General features: G+C 34.2%; 18 protein-coding genes and 1 pseudogene. 9 read left to right on the forward strand and 10 right to left on the reverse strand.

Annotation, left to right across the window (positions count from 1 at the left end):
• Nucleotides 1–8: 8 nt before the first annotated feature.
• The 7 genes and pseudogenes from AC3RV6_RS09110 to AC3RV6_RS09140 form a co-directional block, all read left to right on the forward strand.
• Nucleotides 9–641 (forward strand): annotated as a pseudogene (locus tag AC3RV6_RS09110) (SMI1/KNR4 family protein); the annotation flags it as partial.
• A 141-nt stretch (nucleotides 642–782) separates the two neighbouring features.
• Nucleotides 783–1,100, forward strand: a complete 318-nt coding sequence (locus AC3RV6_RS09115; protein WP_489749119.1) for a DUF6572 domain-containing protein — start codon at nucleotides 783–785, stop codon at nucleotides 1,098–1,100.
• A gap of 19 nt (nucleotides 1,101–1,119) precedes the next feature.
• Nucleotides 1,120–1,746: a T6SS immunity protein Tdi1 domain-containing protein gene (locus AC3RV6_RS09120; RefSeq protein ID WP_489749120.1), complete on the forward strand. Its 627-nt coding sequence runs from the start codon at nucleotides 1,120–1,122 to the stop codon at nucleotides 1,744–1,746.
• A 143-nt stretch (nucleotides 1,747–1,889) separates the two neighbouring features.
• Nucleotides 1,890–2,429 (forward strand): ankyrin repeat domain-containing protein, encoded by a 540-nt coding sequence (locus tag AC3RV6_RS09125; protein WP_489749121.1) that lies wholly within the window; start codon nucleotides 1,890–1,892, stop codon nucleotides 2,427–2,429.
• A gap of 87 nt (nucleotides 2,430–2,516) precedes the next feature.
• Nucleotides 2,517–2,744: a hypothetical protein gene (locus tag AC3RV6_RS09130; protein ID WP_489749122.1), complete on the forward strand. Its 228-nt coding sequence runs from the start codon at nucleotides 2,517–2,519 to the stop codon at nucleotides 2,742–2,744.
• A 180-nt stretch (nucleotides 2,745–2,924) separates the two neighbouring features.
• Nucleotides 2,925–3,377 carry an SMI1/KNR4 family protein gene (locus AC3RV6_RS09135; protein WP_489749123.1) on the forward strand — a complete coding sequence of 151 codons (453 nt, stop codon included), beginning with the start codon at nucleotides 2,925–2,927 and terminating at the stop codon, nucleotides 3,375–3,377.
• 108 nt (nucleotides 3,378–3,485) lie between these two features.
• Complete coding sequence (locus AC3RV6_RS09140; protein WP_489749124.1) at nucleotides 3,486–4,472, forward strand: YecA family protein; 987 nt, start codon at nucleotides 3,486–3,488, stop codon at nucleotides 4,470–4,472.
• Here AC3RV6_RS09140 and AC3RV6_RS09145 read toward each other — a convergent pair.
• From AC3RV6_RS09145 to AC3RV6_RS09185, 9 genes are all read right to left on the reverse strand, one after another.
• A complete protein-coding gene (locus tag AC3RV6_RS09145) occupies nucleotides 4,469–4,858 on the reverse strand; it encodes an SLAP domain-containing protein (protein WP_489749125.1) in 390 nt (129 codons plus the stop codon). The genes AC3RV6_RS09140 and AC3RV6_RS09145 overlap by 4 nt on opposite strands.
• A 238-nt stretch (nucleotides 4,859–5,096) precedes the next feature.
• Nucleotides 5,097–5,921 (reverse strand): squalene/phytoene synthase family protein, encoded by an 825-nt coding sequence (locus AC3RV6_RS09150; protein ID WP_489749126.1) that lies wholly within the window; start codon nucleotides 5,919–5,921, stop codon nucleotides 5,097–5,099.
• 212 nt (nucleotides 5,922–6,133) lie between these two features.
• On the reverse strand, nucleotides 6,134–7,849 hold the full coding sequence (locus AC3RV6_RS09155; RefSeq protein WP_489749127.1) for a sensor histidine kinase: 1,716 nt from the start codon (nucleotides 7,847–7,849) through the stop codon (nucleotides 6,134–6,136).
• Nucleotides 7,846–8,613, reverse strand: coding sequence for a response regulator transcription factor (locus AC3RV6_RS09160; protein ID WP_489749128.1), 768 nt, complete (start codon nucleotides 8,611–8,613; stop codon nucleotides 7,846–7,848). The genes AC3RV6_RS09155 and AC3RV6_RS09160 overlap by 4 nt, the downstream gene beginning before the upstream one ends.
• A 108-nt stretch (nucleotides 8,614–8,721) precedes the next feature.
• Nucleotides 8,722–9,846, reverse strand: coding sequence for a peptide-methionine (R)-S-oxide reductase MsrB (gene msrB / locus AC3RV6_RS09165; protein ID WP_489749129.1), 1,125 nt, complete (start codon nucleotides 9,844–9,846; stop codon nucleotides 8,722–8,724).
• 28 nt (nucleotides 9,847–9,874) lie between these two features.
• Entirely contained in the window at nucleotides 9,875–10,378 is a 504-nt protein-coding gene (locus AC3RV6_RS09170; RefSeq protein WP_489749130.1) for a redoxin family protein, read from the reverse strand.
• A gap of 15 nt (nucleotides 10,379–10,393) precedes the next feature.
• Nucleotides 10,394–11,116 (reverse strand): cytochrome c biogenesis CcdA family protein, encoded by a 723-nt coding sequence (locus tag AC3RV6_RS09175; RefSeq protein WP_489749131.1) that lies wholly within the window; start codon nucleotides 11,114–11,116, stop codon nucleotides 10,394–10,396.
• Nucleotides 11,117–11,376: 260 nt separating this feature from the next.
• A complete protein-coding gene (locus AC3RV6_RS09180; protein WP_489749132.1) occupies nucleotides 11,377–12,258 on the reverse strand; it encodes a hypothetical protein in 882 nt (293 codons plus the stop codon).
• A 202-nt stretch (nucleotides 12,259–12,460) separates the two neighbouring features.
• A complete protein-coding gene (locus AC3RV6_RS09185) occupies nucleotides 12,461–13,066 on the reverse strand; it encodes a C40 family peptidase (protein ID WP_489749133.1) in 606 nt (201 codons plus the stop codon).
• Nucleotides 13,067–13,381: 315 nt separating this feature from the next.
• Between AC3RV6_RS09185 and AC3RV6_RS09190 the strand changes: the two genes are divergently transcribed.
• Nucleotides 13,382–14,185 (forward strand): alpha/beta hydrolase family protein, encoded by an 804-nt coding sequence (locus AC3RV6_RS09190; RefSeq protein WP_489749134.1) that lies wholly within the window; start codon nucleotides 13,382–13,384, stop codon nucleotides 14,183–14,185.
• A gap of 131 nt (nucleotides 14,186–14,316) precedes the next feature.
• Here AC3RV6_RS09190 and AC3RV6_RS09195 read toward each other — a convergent pair whose 3' ends face one another.
• A complete protein-coding gene (locus tag AC3RV6_RS09195; RefSeq protein WP_489749135.1) occupies nucleotides 14,317–14,472 on the reverse strand; it encodes a YfhE family protein in 156 nt (51 codons plus the stop codon).
• Between the two features lie 256 nt (nucleotides 14,473–14,728).
• Between AC3RV6_RS09195 and AC3RV6_RS09200 the strand changes: the two genes are divergently transcribed.
• Complete coding sequence (locus AC3RV6_RS09200) at nucleotides 14,729–15,931, forward strand: Bcr/CflA family multidrug efflux MFS transporter (protein WP_489749136.1); 1,203 nt, start codon at nucleotides 14,729–14,731, stop codon at nucleotides 15,929–15,931.
• Nucleotides 15,932–16,211 lie beyond the last annotated feature (280 nt).

Here is a 16,211-nt window from a genome sequence, read left to right on the forward strand (position 1 = left end):
TTTGTAAATTGATAGATTTATCTAAAGTTCCCAATTTAATAAAAAGTATACCAGCTACTGATATTGATATAGATAAAACAGAAAAATTGTTGGAAATTAAACTACCTCATGCATATAAAATATTATTGAAGCACTCAAACGGTTTTTCAATAGGTGGTGATTTGGCAATTTATGGAACCGAAGATATTGTTGAGAGAAACCAAACTTGGGAAGTAGATGAATACGCAAAGGGCTACATTTCTATAGGTGATGATGGCGGGGGTAATGTTTTTTTAATGTTAAAGAGAGAGTTAGAAGAAACTGTGTTAATTGTTGATTCTGGGGAGTTAAATCCAAATAATGCGGTTGTAATTTCAACGAACTTTACTGAATGGATTAATCATGGGTGTTTAATTAAGACAGAAAAGGTGAATCATACAGTCTCTTTCGATACTTGTACCATAGTATTAATGAAAACGCCTGAGGGAGGATTGAAAGATTTAGTGAAAATAAAAAGTGTGCTCGGAATTGATATTTCAACAGCAGATTTATTAAAATCTTCCAAAAGTCTTCCAGCTATATTAGAGAAGAGTTTTCCGCATGGTAAAGCTAAGAAACTAATTGGAAAGTTGGGTTCCACAGGCTCAGTGTTACAATTGCTTCCTGAAGATATCATTACTCTTACAAAGTCAGAGGTAGATATGATTGGAGATACTGAGTCAGAAGGTTTGACCGAAAGTAAAATTTCATTTGAGGAAATTGGTGTGATTTTTTTAAATAACTGATTTAGAAGGGAGACTCCTATGTCTATTATAGAAACTGAGAAAATAGATGCTATGGGGATAAGCAGGGATAGAACAGGCTTGATTCTGATGCTCGCAGACCACTTAGATTGGGAAAATGAAGAAGAACATTTAATCCTATTACAAGACAAAATTAATGCGTATTTAGGTTTTATTGAATCAGAACAGTATGAAGAGACTTATCCGGATGTAGTATTTGAGTATTATGTTATTGAAGTAAGGATTAAATTTGAAGCAACCGAGAATTATTTGAAGCTTTTTGAAGTGACCAATACTCAGTTAAAAGAGCATAATATTCAAGTTATAATAAAAGAATAATAAAGTGGTAGGTGATAAAATGTTTAACGAGTTTATAGCTTTTTTTAATCAACAGGAAAATATGAATACCTATAATCAGAAAAACGAGCAATTACAAGAAATTAATAAGCATGCATATGGTTTTCTTGAGATGTTTAGTTTGTATGCTGGTAAATCTTTTGGTGAAGGTCTTTATAGACTTCATAAAATGACTGATTTGGATTATTGGAACAAGATGATTAGTAGGGCGTTTCCGGAATATAAAAATAAAATTTATTGTTTTGGGTACGATTGGTTAGGTAGACAATTTGCTCTTAAGCAAAAGCAATTGGAAAATGGAATGTATGAAGTACTGATGTTTGAACCTGGAACTGCCGAAGTATTAGAGATTCCATGTAGTTTCATGGAATTTCATAATAAAGAAATCGTTAATTACCATGATGCCTGTTTAGCATCCAAATTTTTCGATAAATGGAAAAACAAAAAAAATTCCACTCTATCTCATGAAGAGTGCGTTGGATATAAGGTTCCTCTTTTTCTGGGCGGAGATGATGCATTGGAAAATATGGAATTATGTAATATGGATGTTTATTGGGAAATTATGATCAATGTAATAGAGAAAGTTAGGGATGTTTCTGAAGGAACGAAAATAAAGTTCAATAAATAACTCAGATAACGGTAATCGAACTATTATGTAAGTAGTGAAATCTACACAATTTCAGTAATGTTATTAATTTATAAGAATTCCAATACAAATCAAAAAAAGTGACTGAAAACTTCATTTTTAAATAGATGCGAAGGGAAGATATTATGAAAATAACGAATGTTTTTGATTCAGTTAGGGATGGAACGTATGAGGAATTTATTCATTTCTATAAAGGAAATGCTAATGAGATTGATAAAAATTTAGATTTGAATTTATTAGGACTTGCACTTGTAAATGATGAAAATGAAGAAGAAAAAATTAAAATTATACACTTTTTGATAACAGAGGGAATAGATATTAATTTTGTAGATGCAAAGTATAAGAGAAATGCTATGCATATTTTCTACTTTAATGTTTTAAGGCCATCGCCAGAATATATGTTACTCGTTACAAAATTGTTAATTGAGAATGGTATTGATATAAATGCAGTGGATAAATATGATGCTGTTCCACTAAAATATGCTATTACAATTACTAAAGTTCCCACTGAAGAAATAAAGCAAGTCTATTTATATTTGTTAGAGCATGATGCCGACTATAAAAAGAAAGATCTATTTGGGAAGTCATGTATTGATTATATGGAAGAATACTCTTGGAGAAATAATCTATTAGAAATTGTAAAGGTGTTTGAAAATGAATATTGACAATAGTGAATATAGATCTTAGTCGTACGGATCAATAAAGATGTCATGAATGTTGTCGTTAGTGTTCTATTACAATGGGGTGATATTTTGAAGGTACTAATAGAAGATACTAATATTGAAGAAAATACAGTTGCTTTGTCTTCAGATTATGGTAAAAGTATTGCGTTTTGGAAGGGTACTGCGCCTGACCGTAATTTATATTATGATGCAGAGCTAGAGATACCAGAAATACTAATTTGGAATAAAGATATTAAACGAGACGGATCTAACAAATATTGTATTTCAATTAAAGATAAGATTACTCATTTTGTTTGAAAATTAGAGTCTGCTAGTGAAGATGGAGTTTGCGCAGTGCGTATTGGGAATAGCATTTTAATTTTAGAGAACCAAGGAAAACCATTTGAAAATGGAACGTATATATCGTTTAATTCACAAGAATTCAGCGTTTATAATAGTGACATATAGTAAATCAATATTTGAAAGGAAAGGTTTGATATGTCAGAAGAAAATATATTTAATTTAAAAAAGAGATACGAATCACTGTATACCAATGATGGGATAAATAATAAGCAGTTAGTTAATATAGAGAAAGCATTAGCGTTAAAGTTACCAACAAGTTTTCGTGAAATAGCAACATTCTTTAGTGGGGGTTATCTTGGTGGCATAAGTAATTATTCATTTACAGACATGGACAGCAGCACAAACATCATTAATGAAACGCTTAGGCTAAGAGAGGCTGTCAATTTACCAGAGAAATTTATTGTACTAGCTGAACCGCCTGAGAGCCTGATCGTTATGGATACGAAGGAAAGTCCTTCGATTATTTGGTTTGATGCTGTTGAGATTTCAAGACTAGATGAAAAGGAATTTACGATAAAGCCTTACGAATGGTTAACTTATAAAGAGTATTTCAAAGAGCAACTTGAAGAAGAAGAAGCCGAGCTATAACTATTTTCTTCTTTAGGTTTAAGAAAGTAATTATTTTAATTTTGCGCTGAATAACGTAGATTATGGTAGACTAGATAGTGTTTCATATTTCAGAAGGAAGTGTTTTTAATGGTTGGACGTAATGATCCCTGTCCTTGTGGTAGTGGGAAGAAGTATAAAAAATGTTGTGAATCAAAATTAGTAGTTGAAGTAAAAGATATGCATTTAGAAGAAGTGGAGCGTATTTTGCAAAGTTTTTATGAAGTATATCCACAACAAAAAGACGTTCCAGAGTATATAGAATTAGCGAATAAGTGGAAGAGTTCATTGCGAGCTTTAAATGAAGAGATGATTGAAGCAATTGTACTTGACGAATTCTTCTTCCATTATAGAACAGATATATGGACTACTTATTTGGATAAAGTATATAAAAAACAAAATCGTGCTTCAATTATAAATGTGCTGGAATCATGGCGAAATCCGCGTATATTAATAGGAGAAGTTGTTCAGGTTAATCCACAATACTTATCCGTTACATCAATATTTACAAACGAAACAGTTGAATTACGACGTGAAAGCGACAAGCCAGTTTCTTTGGGTGCATATTTGTATTGCTTCATTTTACCCGATGGAACATCCGTCCGGAATCATTATTCGGCTGTATCAAGTTTAATTTTCTTCCCGGTTGACCATCAAGCGGTATTTAAAGATTTTGCAAAACAATATAAACAAGAAGCAGAGAAATCAATTGATACATTTTGGAAAGAGAACAGCATTAGATTTTGGCAGAATCTTGGGGAAGACGGTTATGTGGGTGCTGAGTTTACTGAGTTTGAAGTTGGCGTTCTGGAACATATGCTAGATTTCATGTCCACACATAAGCGAGAATCTACGGAGTTAGTTGAAATCGTAGAAGATTATTTAGTTGAGCTACAACCGAACGCGAGGAAAGAAGTTGCCATTGCCGCAGGTGCTATACGCTTTGGGCAGGAAAATGAATACTTTAACGCACTCGATTTAACGCTTAAAGAAATAGCAGAAGGTTTTGGCGTTTCAACTTCTTCTATGAATAAATATTATAAAGAATTGATGGAATACGCTAGTGCAAGAGCTTAATTAATGGGATAAACTTGAACTTCTGTACTAATATCAGTCGTCAGATTATTGTTTACATGTTCCGGTTTGAAGACGAATGACCAGGGCATAGCTTTATGGGGTGGTATTGTCAGGTTAACTGTAAAGCGTGCATTTGCGTATAAACTTTTTTCTGGTCCTATAACTTTGACAGTCGTTTCTTGGAGAAGGAGTTCTGTTTCTAATCCATTACAAATAAAAACTGTGGCGACAATACCGCCATTTCTCTTTTTTTTCACTACTATTGTGCTAGTAGAAATGGACGTATCTTCAGTATTATAATGACTTAGCAATTGCTCGTATTTTTCTCTTTCTGGTGCTGTTAAAGTTTGTTCCCACATGGGGTGATATGCTATTTTAAAGTTCATTTATATGCCTCGCTTTCATGACTATCTATTATATAATGAGCCTTTTATCATATTAAAAGTAAAAAGCTATCTGCAAACAGCTCGTGAAGTATTATACAAGTCCTTCGTAGGCTATTTCAGATTTTTCCTAACAGACTTATTCTGTCCAGAATTAAAATAAAAGTATTCGACTATAATAAGTAGAAGGTTTTCGGGAAAGAAAAAAGCAGCTCTATGCTGCTTTTTTCTTTTCTAATAATTAAGCATTACTGCTAATTATTTCGTCTACTGTTGATTCAACTTCAGCACGGTCCATCTTTTCTTTTCCACTCTTAAGTGCTTTAAGCGTTCTTTTTGCAAGTGCAAGCGGAATTTTGCAGAATAAAAGGATGTTTTTTGTCTGTATCGATTCGATATATAAATCCCCTTTATTCAAATTCTCATCTGCGTAAGCGAACATATCGGCACGCTTCCAACCATCAGGCATAAACTGTACGCCGCGGTCTGCATCTTCTTCTTGATTTCTAAGCATATTGACAGCTTGTAAGCCTCGTCCATACCCGATAGCTAATTCTCGATCAGTTTTTGTACCATCATATGCCTCCCAAATATCAGCCAGCATAACGCCAACCAAACCTGCTACATAATAAGTGTACTCATCTAAATCTTCTCGCGTTTTAACTACCCAGTCCTTTTCGACCCAAAGTGCCATGCCATCAGCCATAATACTCGTCGATTCTTTTATTTTATCGATAATACCAGCCGGGCAAACCTTAATCCAATCACCGAGTCTTCGTGTAACCTCAGGTAAAACGTGTGTATAAGGTTTTAGTAGGTTGTCATATGCTATTTGGTCAAAATCTGTTTTCAATAATTGACTTGTCTCCCTAAGTAGATGTTGCTTTGTTTCAGAAGATAAGTTTTCATGGTCTTCAATTTCATCAATTGCCCGCATACATAAATAAGCAGATCCTACTGTCATTCTAAGTGTTGGATTTAATAATTTAATTGGAATGTAAAAAGTTCTACTTGTAAGCTTTAATATATGCATTGCATCTTTTTGTAATATTGCTTCTTGGCTCAATGATTTTTGCCCCTTTCATCATGCATTTCGTAAGTTCTTTCTATTATACATGTCTCAAGGCAAAGATAAAATTAATAAAGGAGAAATACATTTTTCGGTTTTAAATTAACTACTTAACTATTGCAATGATTTAACTATTATTCTTATATTAATATAAAAAAGGAAACGTCTTTTCATACGAAAGCCGCTTCCAGTTTTATTGTTAGTCGTAATTACTTACTAATACTTTGGGAAATCATAATGGTTACGGTTGTTCCGATTCCAATAACTGAATCGATAGACAAGCCATAAGTTTCCCCGTAGTAAAGTTTAATACGCTGATCTACATTTTTAATACCAACGCCGCCCAGTTTAGCTGTTTTGTTTGAAATACCTGCTTCCAATTGAGATAACTCAAAGCCTTCACCGTTGTCTTTAATAATAAAGAGGATACCATCTCCGTATTTTTCAGCACTTATTTCAATAAGCCCCTGGTTATCAAGGCCGCGGATACCATGATATAAGGCATTTTCCACAATCGGCTGCAATATGATTTTGGGAATTGTAATTTGTTTGATAGAGTCATCACAAACGACTTGGTAGGCGAGTTGATCTCCATAACGTTCTTTTTGAATAAATAGATACTGACGCACATGTTCAAGCTCATTTTCCACAGTCGTAAGTTCGTTGCCGCCACTAAGTGAGAGGCGGAAAAATGTTGCAAGTGCTTTCGTAATTTCAATCACTTTTTTACTATCATTAAACTCCGCCATCCACACAATCGTATCAAGCGTATTGTAAAGGAAGTGAGGATTTATTTGGCTATGCAATGTACTGATTTCCGAAGCTCTTAGATGTTTTTCTTTTTCAGTAACTTCTTGCATAAGCTTATCAATTTTATGAATCATAATATTAAAATGCTTTGCTAAGCTCTGCGCTTCATAACAACCTTTTTCATCTATTTCGACTTCTGATAAACCACTTTCAATTTCTTGCATCGCCTTTTCTAATTTTTGAAAGGGTGCAGTGATTTTACCTGCAAATAAAGCGACACTTAAAGCCGCAATTACCTGAAGAACAATACCCACAAGTAAAAAGATTTCCAAAAGTTGTTTCTTTATAGCAAGTAGACCATCTTGAGAGGAAACACCTACAAGTACCCAATCCGCATTTTTCAATGGGTAAGTGTGTGTGAGTGTATTTTGTTTAGAATCATAGCTGTCCTTATTTTCAACGATATCTCTAAGCTCATCTTGTTTTTCACCTTTTTTAAAATAAGCAGGATCCATATGATACACAACTTCAGATTTATTATTGACGATAAAGGAAAAACCAGTTTTCCCTAAATCTAAATTGGTGAGATAGTCTTCGATTACTTTATATTCAATATCAATTAGTAAAACACCGATGTTTTCGTCTTGTTCGTTCTTGATTTCTCTACTTATGGAAATGACCCAGCTGTTTTTGTCCATTGAAAACTTCTGCATTCTTGCAGAGGTGAGTACAGGCATGCTTCCGCTTTGTACAGCAGAGGTATACCAATCTTCCTTCATCATGTCACTAGACATGGTCATGTTTAAGTTTCTTTCATTAGAAAGTATTTCACCATCTTTACTGACGATGATAACGGATTTGATAAACGAATCCGATGCAATCGTCGTGTCAATGGAGGCGTAGATGTCAGTTTTAGATTGCGAATCGCGTTCTTTTGTAGATAAATAACTAACGAGTTGAGGATTTTCTGCTAGTATACTGGATACTGCTGTCAACCGATCGATATAAAGGTCTATGTACATACCGCTTTTGTCGACGGCTTTCTCTGTCGTAGAAACAGCTTCATTTAAAACAATTGAAGATATACTATTGTAGAGGATAAATCCCATTAGAAAAAGGGTAATCGCGCTAACTGTTAAATAATGAAGGGCAATTTGGACACGAAGTTTCTTCATTCTTTCACTTTACCTTTAAATTGATTAGGAGAATAACTAAATTTTCTCTTGAAAGTAGCACTGAAATAGTTGGGATCTTCAAATCCAACAGCTGTGGCAATTTCATATATTTTCATTTCTGTACTTAACAACAAGATTTTGGCTCGGTCAAGCCTTATAGATAACATATGATCTTGAAAAGTTGTCCCGTAAAGCGATTTAAAGAGGGTGCTAAGATAGGGGATACTTAAAGACAATTGCTTTGCCAAATACGTTAAAGAAAATTCAGTGTTTGAAATATTTAAATCTATTTCCTTTTGAATTTTAGATTTATAGCCAGTATTATCTGTCGGATTTGCTTGACTAATTATATCTTGGACAAGTCGCGATACTTCTAAGTTACTTTGCTCAACTTTAAGCTTCTCAATAAGTTTTTCTAAAGTTTCCTGTACATCAGTTTTTGAGACTGGCTTTAATACATAATCATCAATACCAGATTTTAATGCCGTTACAGCATAATCAAAATAATTATATCCTGTAATAAGTGCTATTTTTACATCAGGTTTGATTGCTTTCGCAGCAATGGCAAAATCAAGTCCATTTAACTTAGGCATATTAATATCTGCTAGAACAAGATCAGGTAAATGCATCTTAAATTTTTCAAGCGCCATTTCTCCGTTGGATGCCTCATATATATCAGAAATTGAAAGTGCATCAAAATCGACAAAAGTACGAATGCCTTTAATAATAATCGGTTCATCATCGACTAATAGTAATTTATACATAGGATTCTCCTTTCGTTGTTAATGATTTTCCGTTGTTTTTATTTAAATAAAGAAAGGTGTGAAAAACCACCTTTCTAGAATGATACTTTTAGTTTACATCACTGGAAATTATTTTGTAGTGTTTTCTAGATATCCGTAGCCTTCTTTTTCCATATCTGCTTGTGGAATAAAATTAATTGCTGCACTATTAATACAGTAACGCAATCCGCCACGATCTACTGGACCATCTTCAAAAACATGACCTAAATGGCTATTACCAGAACGACTTCTAACTTCAACTCTAACCATATTAAAACTCTTATCTTCAATCTCAACAACTACATCAGGCTCTATTGGTTTTGTGAAGCTAGGCCAACCACAAGCGGAATCATATTTGTCCGCAGAGGAGAAGAGGGGTTCACCTGTAGCTATGTCTACATAAATACCTGGCTCGTAACTATCCCAATACTCATTTGAAAAAGCACTTTCTGTTCCATTACCTTGCGTCACATCATATTGTTCATCTGTTAAATTCTTTTTTAATTCTGCATCGCTTGGTTTAGGATAAAGCGCCGGATCAATTAGTTGAGGTATTTCTTGATCTTCCAACGTATCAAATTCGATATGACAATAACCGTCAGGGTTTTTCTCGAGATAATTTTGATGATATTCTTCCGCGAGTGTATAAGAAGTTAATGGCTCAACTTCTGTAACGATTGGTTTATCATATCTCTTTTGCTCATTTTCAACTACTTTTTCAATGACTACTTTTTCGTCTGGATTACTATAAAAAATACCAGTACGATAATGTTCGCCGCGGTCATTGCCTTGCTGATCTTTTAATGTCGGATCAATAATCATAAAGTAATGTGATAACAACTTTTCTAAATCTACAAGTTCTGGGTCGTAAAGCACATGCACCGTTTCCGCATGTCCTGTATTTCCTTTTACAACTTGCGCATAGGTTGGATTTTCAGTTTGGCCATTCGCGAAACCTGAAGTGACATCCGCTACGCCGTAAACGCGTGCCATATAAGCTTCTACACCCCAGAAACAGCCTCCAGCGAGCCATATTTCCTCCAATTTATTAGGATCAAAAGTTAAATTCAAATTGGGGTTTTCAGGATATTTAGAATCAGCTACTAGTGTCTTATCGTCAGTAGTTGAATTGTTATTCGAATCTGCATTTGAAGTAGAACAGCCGGCGAGTATAAGTAGCAGTCCTACTAATCCGCCAATAATCTTTAATTTCATTTCATTCGAGCTCCTTCCGATTTTTGGTTTATTTAAACTGTGCACGAATTTGTTCATTGCTTAAGTGTCCGGGTTGCGTTTTGATTAGTTCGCCTTTTTTATTAATGAAAACTGAAGTAGGGTAACCTACAATTTGATACTTTTTAGCGACAACACCTTCATCATCTAATAAAACATTTATATTAGATACATTGTCTACGCCTTTAAACCATTTAATAAAATCTTTATTTTCCTTTTCATTCTTGTATCCGGGTGCAACCATCGTGAGTACGACGAAATCAGGGTCTTCGGACGATAAATTATTTATTTCTTCTAGACCTGATAAACAAATCGGGCACCAGGAAGCCCAAAATTTAATATACACATTTTTACCTGCATAACTTTCCAGACTGTTCACGTTTCCGTCTAGATCTTTTAATTCAAAAGTAGGCGCTTGATTTTCATTGACTACTTCAGAAGTAGTTTGCTTATTTTCATTAGAACAAGCTGCTAAAACAAAGATTAGCACAAAAAGAATGAACATTTTTTTCATGAATTTAAACCCCCTTTACTGTGGAATAATAGATACAAACAGATTTAAATTATTAGTCATTAAAATTATTCCCATAATAATAATGATCAAGCCGCCCAAAATACGTATTTTCCTCATATGCTTATTGATTTTCTTAAATTGTCTTAAAAGTATATTTGAAAAAATGGAGAGTAATAAAAATGGTATTAATAAACCAAGTGCATAAAACATCATGAGAGTAGCGCCGTAAATTGCATGACCTTCACTAGCTGATAACCCTAAAACTGCTCCGAGGATTGGACCAATACAAGGCGTCCAGCCAAAACTAAATGTAAAACCAAGCAAATATGTTCCAACTAAATCTCTCTTACCACTTCGCTTAAGTTCAACCTTGCTTTCTCTATTTAAAAAGGAGACATTGAACAATCCAATTTGGTGTAAACCTAGGAAAACAACGATAGCTCCACAAAATACGATAAACCATTCCGTATTTATGAATGAACCAAGTGCACCTGCTCCAAACCCTAAAATAATAAAGCTTGTTGATAGACCGAAAACAAAAACAATCGTTTTAATTATTAAGCGAAGATTGAATTGAAATTTACCTAGTTTGATTAAGTTTTGACCATTGTCTGTTCCGCTTTCATCCGTTGATAAAATGGATACATATACAGGTAGTAAAGGAAGAATACACGGCGATAAGAAAGAGAGCATGCCTGCAATGAATACTGTACTTATTAGAACTTGTTCATTGATCATTGTATTAGACCCCCGACCTTTCGTGTCTGTATATATATTATAAAACGAAAGGTATATGAAAGACATAGACGCTATTCACATAAATCTTAGAATTCATTCTATTTTTGCAAGATAGGTTGTGAAATAAATCAAATTATTCTTTATGTATCACAATAAAAGAAACTCAGCTATTTACAAATAGGCTGAGTTTCTTGTGTCATTGGAATATTTTTATTAATGGTGCGGGATATATAAATCACTTAACCATATGCACTTGCTACTTATAAACTCTCACTTAATGTGTAGTTGACTCTAACAAGTAGGTTATTCATATCAGACCTAACTTCATGATACATTTTCTGAAAAGCTTCTTTGTTTTCTTGTGGATTTTCAAATTGACCAAGCTGTCCCCATGATGTTTGGAGTCTTAACATATTTTCAAATAGCTGCATGTCTAATGGAGTTTGAGGAGCGGGTATGCTTACAGTAGGTGATCCTAACTTTTCAAACTCTGCCAATAAATATATTAATCCTTCATCATCGTATTTATCTTCTTGAATGTAGTAATCAAATTCATTCAGGTACGGTATGATTAAATAAGTAATTTGGATAATACTTCTTTCTAAATTTGTCGCTTGTTCCCAACTTCTATAATCTGCTGGATTTTTTCCTTCCAATTCCTTAGGCGGATTGGAAATGAATAGCGTGTATGCTTGTTCAATCTCTTCTGCAGTATGGAGATTATAAGATTTTGATTCAATTACATCTATCAATGAATCTCCGTAATTTGTAATGTTATTGATTGTACCATCTTCGTTTGTTATATTACGAATCGGATGGTCGTCAAGAGAAAAGTAAATTCTTCCGTCCTCATCCATAAAATCTTGAACAATTTCTTTCTCAGTATGATTCAACTTTACGTTTCCATCTTCCCCGTAAACAGAATCGATATCCGTTGTTTCGATCGTGTAAATATCACTAATGTCTGATGACTCTCCTTCCAATTCAATAATCTCTTCATTAGCATTTTCATCAGGCTTATTTTTTTCTATTTTCTTTGTCTCGTTTGCTTCTTTTACTACATTACTTTTTGGTGGATCATTAGGCTGGGAACAACCCACAAACAATACACTACATAAAAGCAAACCTAAGATTTTATTCAATTATTTTAACACCCCTTTGAAATATACTAAATTACTAACTGTCATAATTATCTACTGTACCACAGAAATAGAATGTTGAAGGGTTTGTGTACCTTTTTGAGTTATTAATAGAGATACTTTAAGGTTTCTTCAAAACAATGATTGCAAAAAGCAGATTGTCCTGAAAATAGACAATCCGCTTTTAAATGATAGGGAAGTTTGTTTATAACCGTTTAAAGCTATGGAATTTTGATTTCCAATAACTATTATTTAAACTCGTAACTTGTGATTTATTGCCGCCTGCGTGAACGAACTTATTATCTCCTATGTAAATACCAACATGCGAAATGCCTCTTTTATATGTATTATGGAAAAAAACTAAATCACCAGGCTTTGGATTTGCAACTTTTTTTGATTGTGCAAATTGAGTCGTCGTCGTGCGAGAGACTGTCTTTCCAGATTGTTTAAAAGCGTATTGAACAAAACCACTACAGTCGAATCCGTTTTTTGTCGTACCACCAAATCTGTAAGGGATTCCTGTTAAATTCATAGCTGTGTTAACAACGCTATTTGAAGGAGTAGATTGTGTAGCTGTTTTGTCAGAAGCGCTTACTATTCCAGATATTTGTAAGACTTGGTTCGGGTGGAGCACATCTGACTTTAAGCTATTCCAATTTTTTAAATTGGTAATAGACACATTAGATGATTGTGAAATCGTCCATAACGTTTCACCAGACTTAACAGTATATGTACTAGCTTCTGCATTATTTGTTGTTATACCAAGTGCTAGAGTTCCTGCTAAAATTACTGTACACATAATTTTTCTCATAAAATATTCTTTCCGCCTTTTCTATTAACCATTTTTTAACTCTTTTTCAATGAACATGTCCTAAGTTTAATGAAGAAAGGGGAATGATGCAACTATAATTCTATTACATTTATATTACAGACTCAAAATAGTAGTGGGATTAGTTGAATATAGTGTCGGATTATGAACAATACCAAAAGCGTTTACAAGATTGTTAAGTGCTTATTATACAATTATTCCATTATATTGACTTACTCATTTTTTTCAATTATAATACCTAGTAACCAGGTAAGTTTAATTAACTTTAAAGTATTTTATGAAAGGGCGTTTGCTCAGATGAGTCAAGCGATTTCTGTTTTAACAAATCAATTGCAACTTTCAGGTGCACTGCATCTCCCAGAAAATATAAAGCAAAAAAAGGTTCCATTAATTATACTTCTTCACGGATTTGTGGGGAATAAAGTTGGTGAGCATCGGTTATTTGTTAAAGCGGCCCGATATTTTACAAAAAGAGGCTATGCGGTTTTCCGCTTTGATTTTAGTGGTTGTGGTGAAAGTGACGGAGACTATGCGGATGTCACAGTAACGAAACAGCTTGGTGAAGTTCAAGCTGTTTTGAATCACATTTCATTGAGAAAAGAAATTGATGTAAATAATATTATACTAATTGGTCACAGCCTCGGAGGTACTGTCGCCTCGATAACAGCCGCCCAAGATTGTCGGATTCAAAAACTTATTTTATGGTCGCCAGTTGGAAGGCCATATGAAGATATTACAAAAATTTTAGGTGAACACGCCTTAGAGGTCGCTCAAAAAAATGGAATAGTCGATTATAACGGGTTTTATGTCAGCGAGCTATTTTTGAATGATTTGAAAAACCATCAACCACTTGAAGCTATTCGGTCATATGAAAATGCGGCGCTTATCATTCATGCGAAAGAAGATGAGGATATACCGAAGGAACATGCTGCACGCTATTTAAAGTCATTGCAACAAAGGGCAATTCAGGTTCGCGTGAATGCACATTATATCGAGGAGGCAGATCACACATTTTCGAGTTATCAATTTGAGAATGAATTATTTTCTGAATCCGCTGAATGGCTTGAACAGTGTATGGAATCAGCAAGGCAACTTGGATAGCACTTTTTAAAACTAAAACTCTTACCATTATAATTACTAATAGAAAAATCGAGCTTCCCCACAGAAAAGTGGGGAAGCTCGATTTTTAAAAGTGGACTATATTGGAACGTATTATTTTAGAAAATCAATATTTATGTCCTTTCCCTTTGTTGATCAGTTTTTGAATTGGGATTCTTCGTTGCATTGTCTGCTTTTTTAAATTCTTTATCGTATAATACTTCTTGAGCAGAACTAAGTCCATTATGTTTTTCGGTCATTTGCTCGTGTGGCTCTTTTTTTTCAGTCATTTTAAATTCTCCTCTCTATTTGTAAATTGATATTTAGCTTGCGCATCTAGTTAACCTTTTAACCAAGTTTTTTTATGAAATTTCCTTTCTACTATTTATTATTAATTAACTTTTGTGAATAAAAGAGTTTACATGACAGCCTTCGTTGACTAATGTTATAATAATAAACTTATGCGCTACTAATTTATATTGGGTGAAGGCAATTCATCACTTACTTAGGTAAGTATTGAATTGTGTAGAAAGGTTGTTATGTAATTTGGAGAATTTAACAGGAAACAAACGGCTCAAATTTGCTCTAATTTTAGGTACATTAGCAGCTATGGGTCCACTGACAATTGATATGTACTTACCATCGTTTCCTTCTATAGTAGATAGTTTTGACACAACAGCTTCGTTTGTCCAATTAAGTTTAACAGCTTGCTTATTAGGCATTGGTGTTGGTCAACTCGTAGTAGGTCCTATGAGTGATGTACAAGGACGAAAAAAACCGCTTTTAGTTTCACTTGTTTTGTACATAATTGCTTCAGCTATATGCGCATTTTCGCCATCGATTAGTATTTTTATCATAGCTCGTTTTATGCAAGGATTCGCAGCTTCTGCAGGCATCGTTCTTTCACGTGCGATTGTTCGCGATGTATATAGTGGTCGAGAGTTAACAAAGATTTTTGCGTTACTTATGTTGGTGAGTAATTTGGCTCCGATTCTTGCGCCTATGTTCGGTGGGGGAATTATAGCTTTTTTTAATTGGCACATCGTTTTTGTTATGCTAAGTATAATTGGGTTGGTTTTGTTTCTCATCGTTTATAACAGATTAGATGAAACACTGCCGAAAGAAATGCGTGTTCCGAGTAATTTATCAAATACAATTAAGAACTTTATTCTTATATTGAAAGATAAACAATTTCTAGGTTTTGCGCTTGCACAAGGTTTCATTATGGCTGGCATTTTTGCATATGTTGCAGGTACACCGTTTGTTTACCAAAATATTTATAACGTTTCACCACAAGTATTTAGTCTTCTATTTGGGATGAATGGCATTGGTCTTATTATAGGTACTCAAGTTGTCGGTCGTTTGGTAGGCTATGTTTCTGAACGTCGATTTTTGGAAGTTGGTTTAACTATCTCGGGCTTGTCGAGCTTGTTTTTATTAATCGCAGTTCTATTTAAAGGGCCTTTATTTACTTTAGTCATACCTATATTCTTTTTTGTTGGCTCAATCGGCATAATATCAACTTCATCATTCGCTTTGGCAATGGAAGGGCAGGGTCATGTTGCCGGGAGTGCATCTGCATTACTAGGACTATTACCATTTATCTTAGGTTCGATAACAGCCCCTTTAGTTGGTATAGCTGGGGAAGAAACCGCTGTTCCAATGGGCGCGATTATCTTTTCTTGTAGCGCTATTGCTATTCTTTCTTATATATTTCTATCTCGAAAAGGTCCGAATACGCAAATTTAATCTTCTATTAAAAAAACGCTACCCCTTTTAGATGGTAACCCGTTCAGTTGAGTGGTACAAAAGCTGAAATAACAAGCGAATTAACACCGAATTAGAACATCAAATGGCATTGGAATTAACGGTGCCATTTTGACGTTTAAACAGACCATTGGAAAAATTCTGCTATACTAATGATAGAGTAAGCTTAGGCTCACAGTTCAACAAACCGGCCAGATCGGACAGAGATAAACTGTTGCTTTACGTTCCGGCGTACGCTTTCCGGAGGGCGTGGCTTGAGCCG

It is taken from the genome of Sporosarcina sp. So3-204, assembly GCF_058068165.1.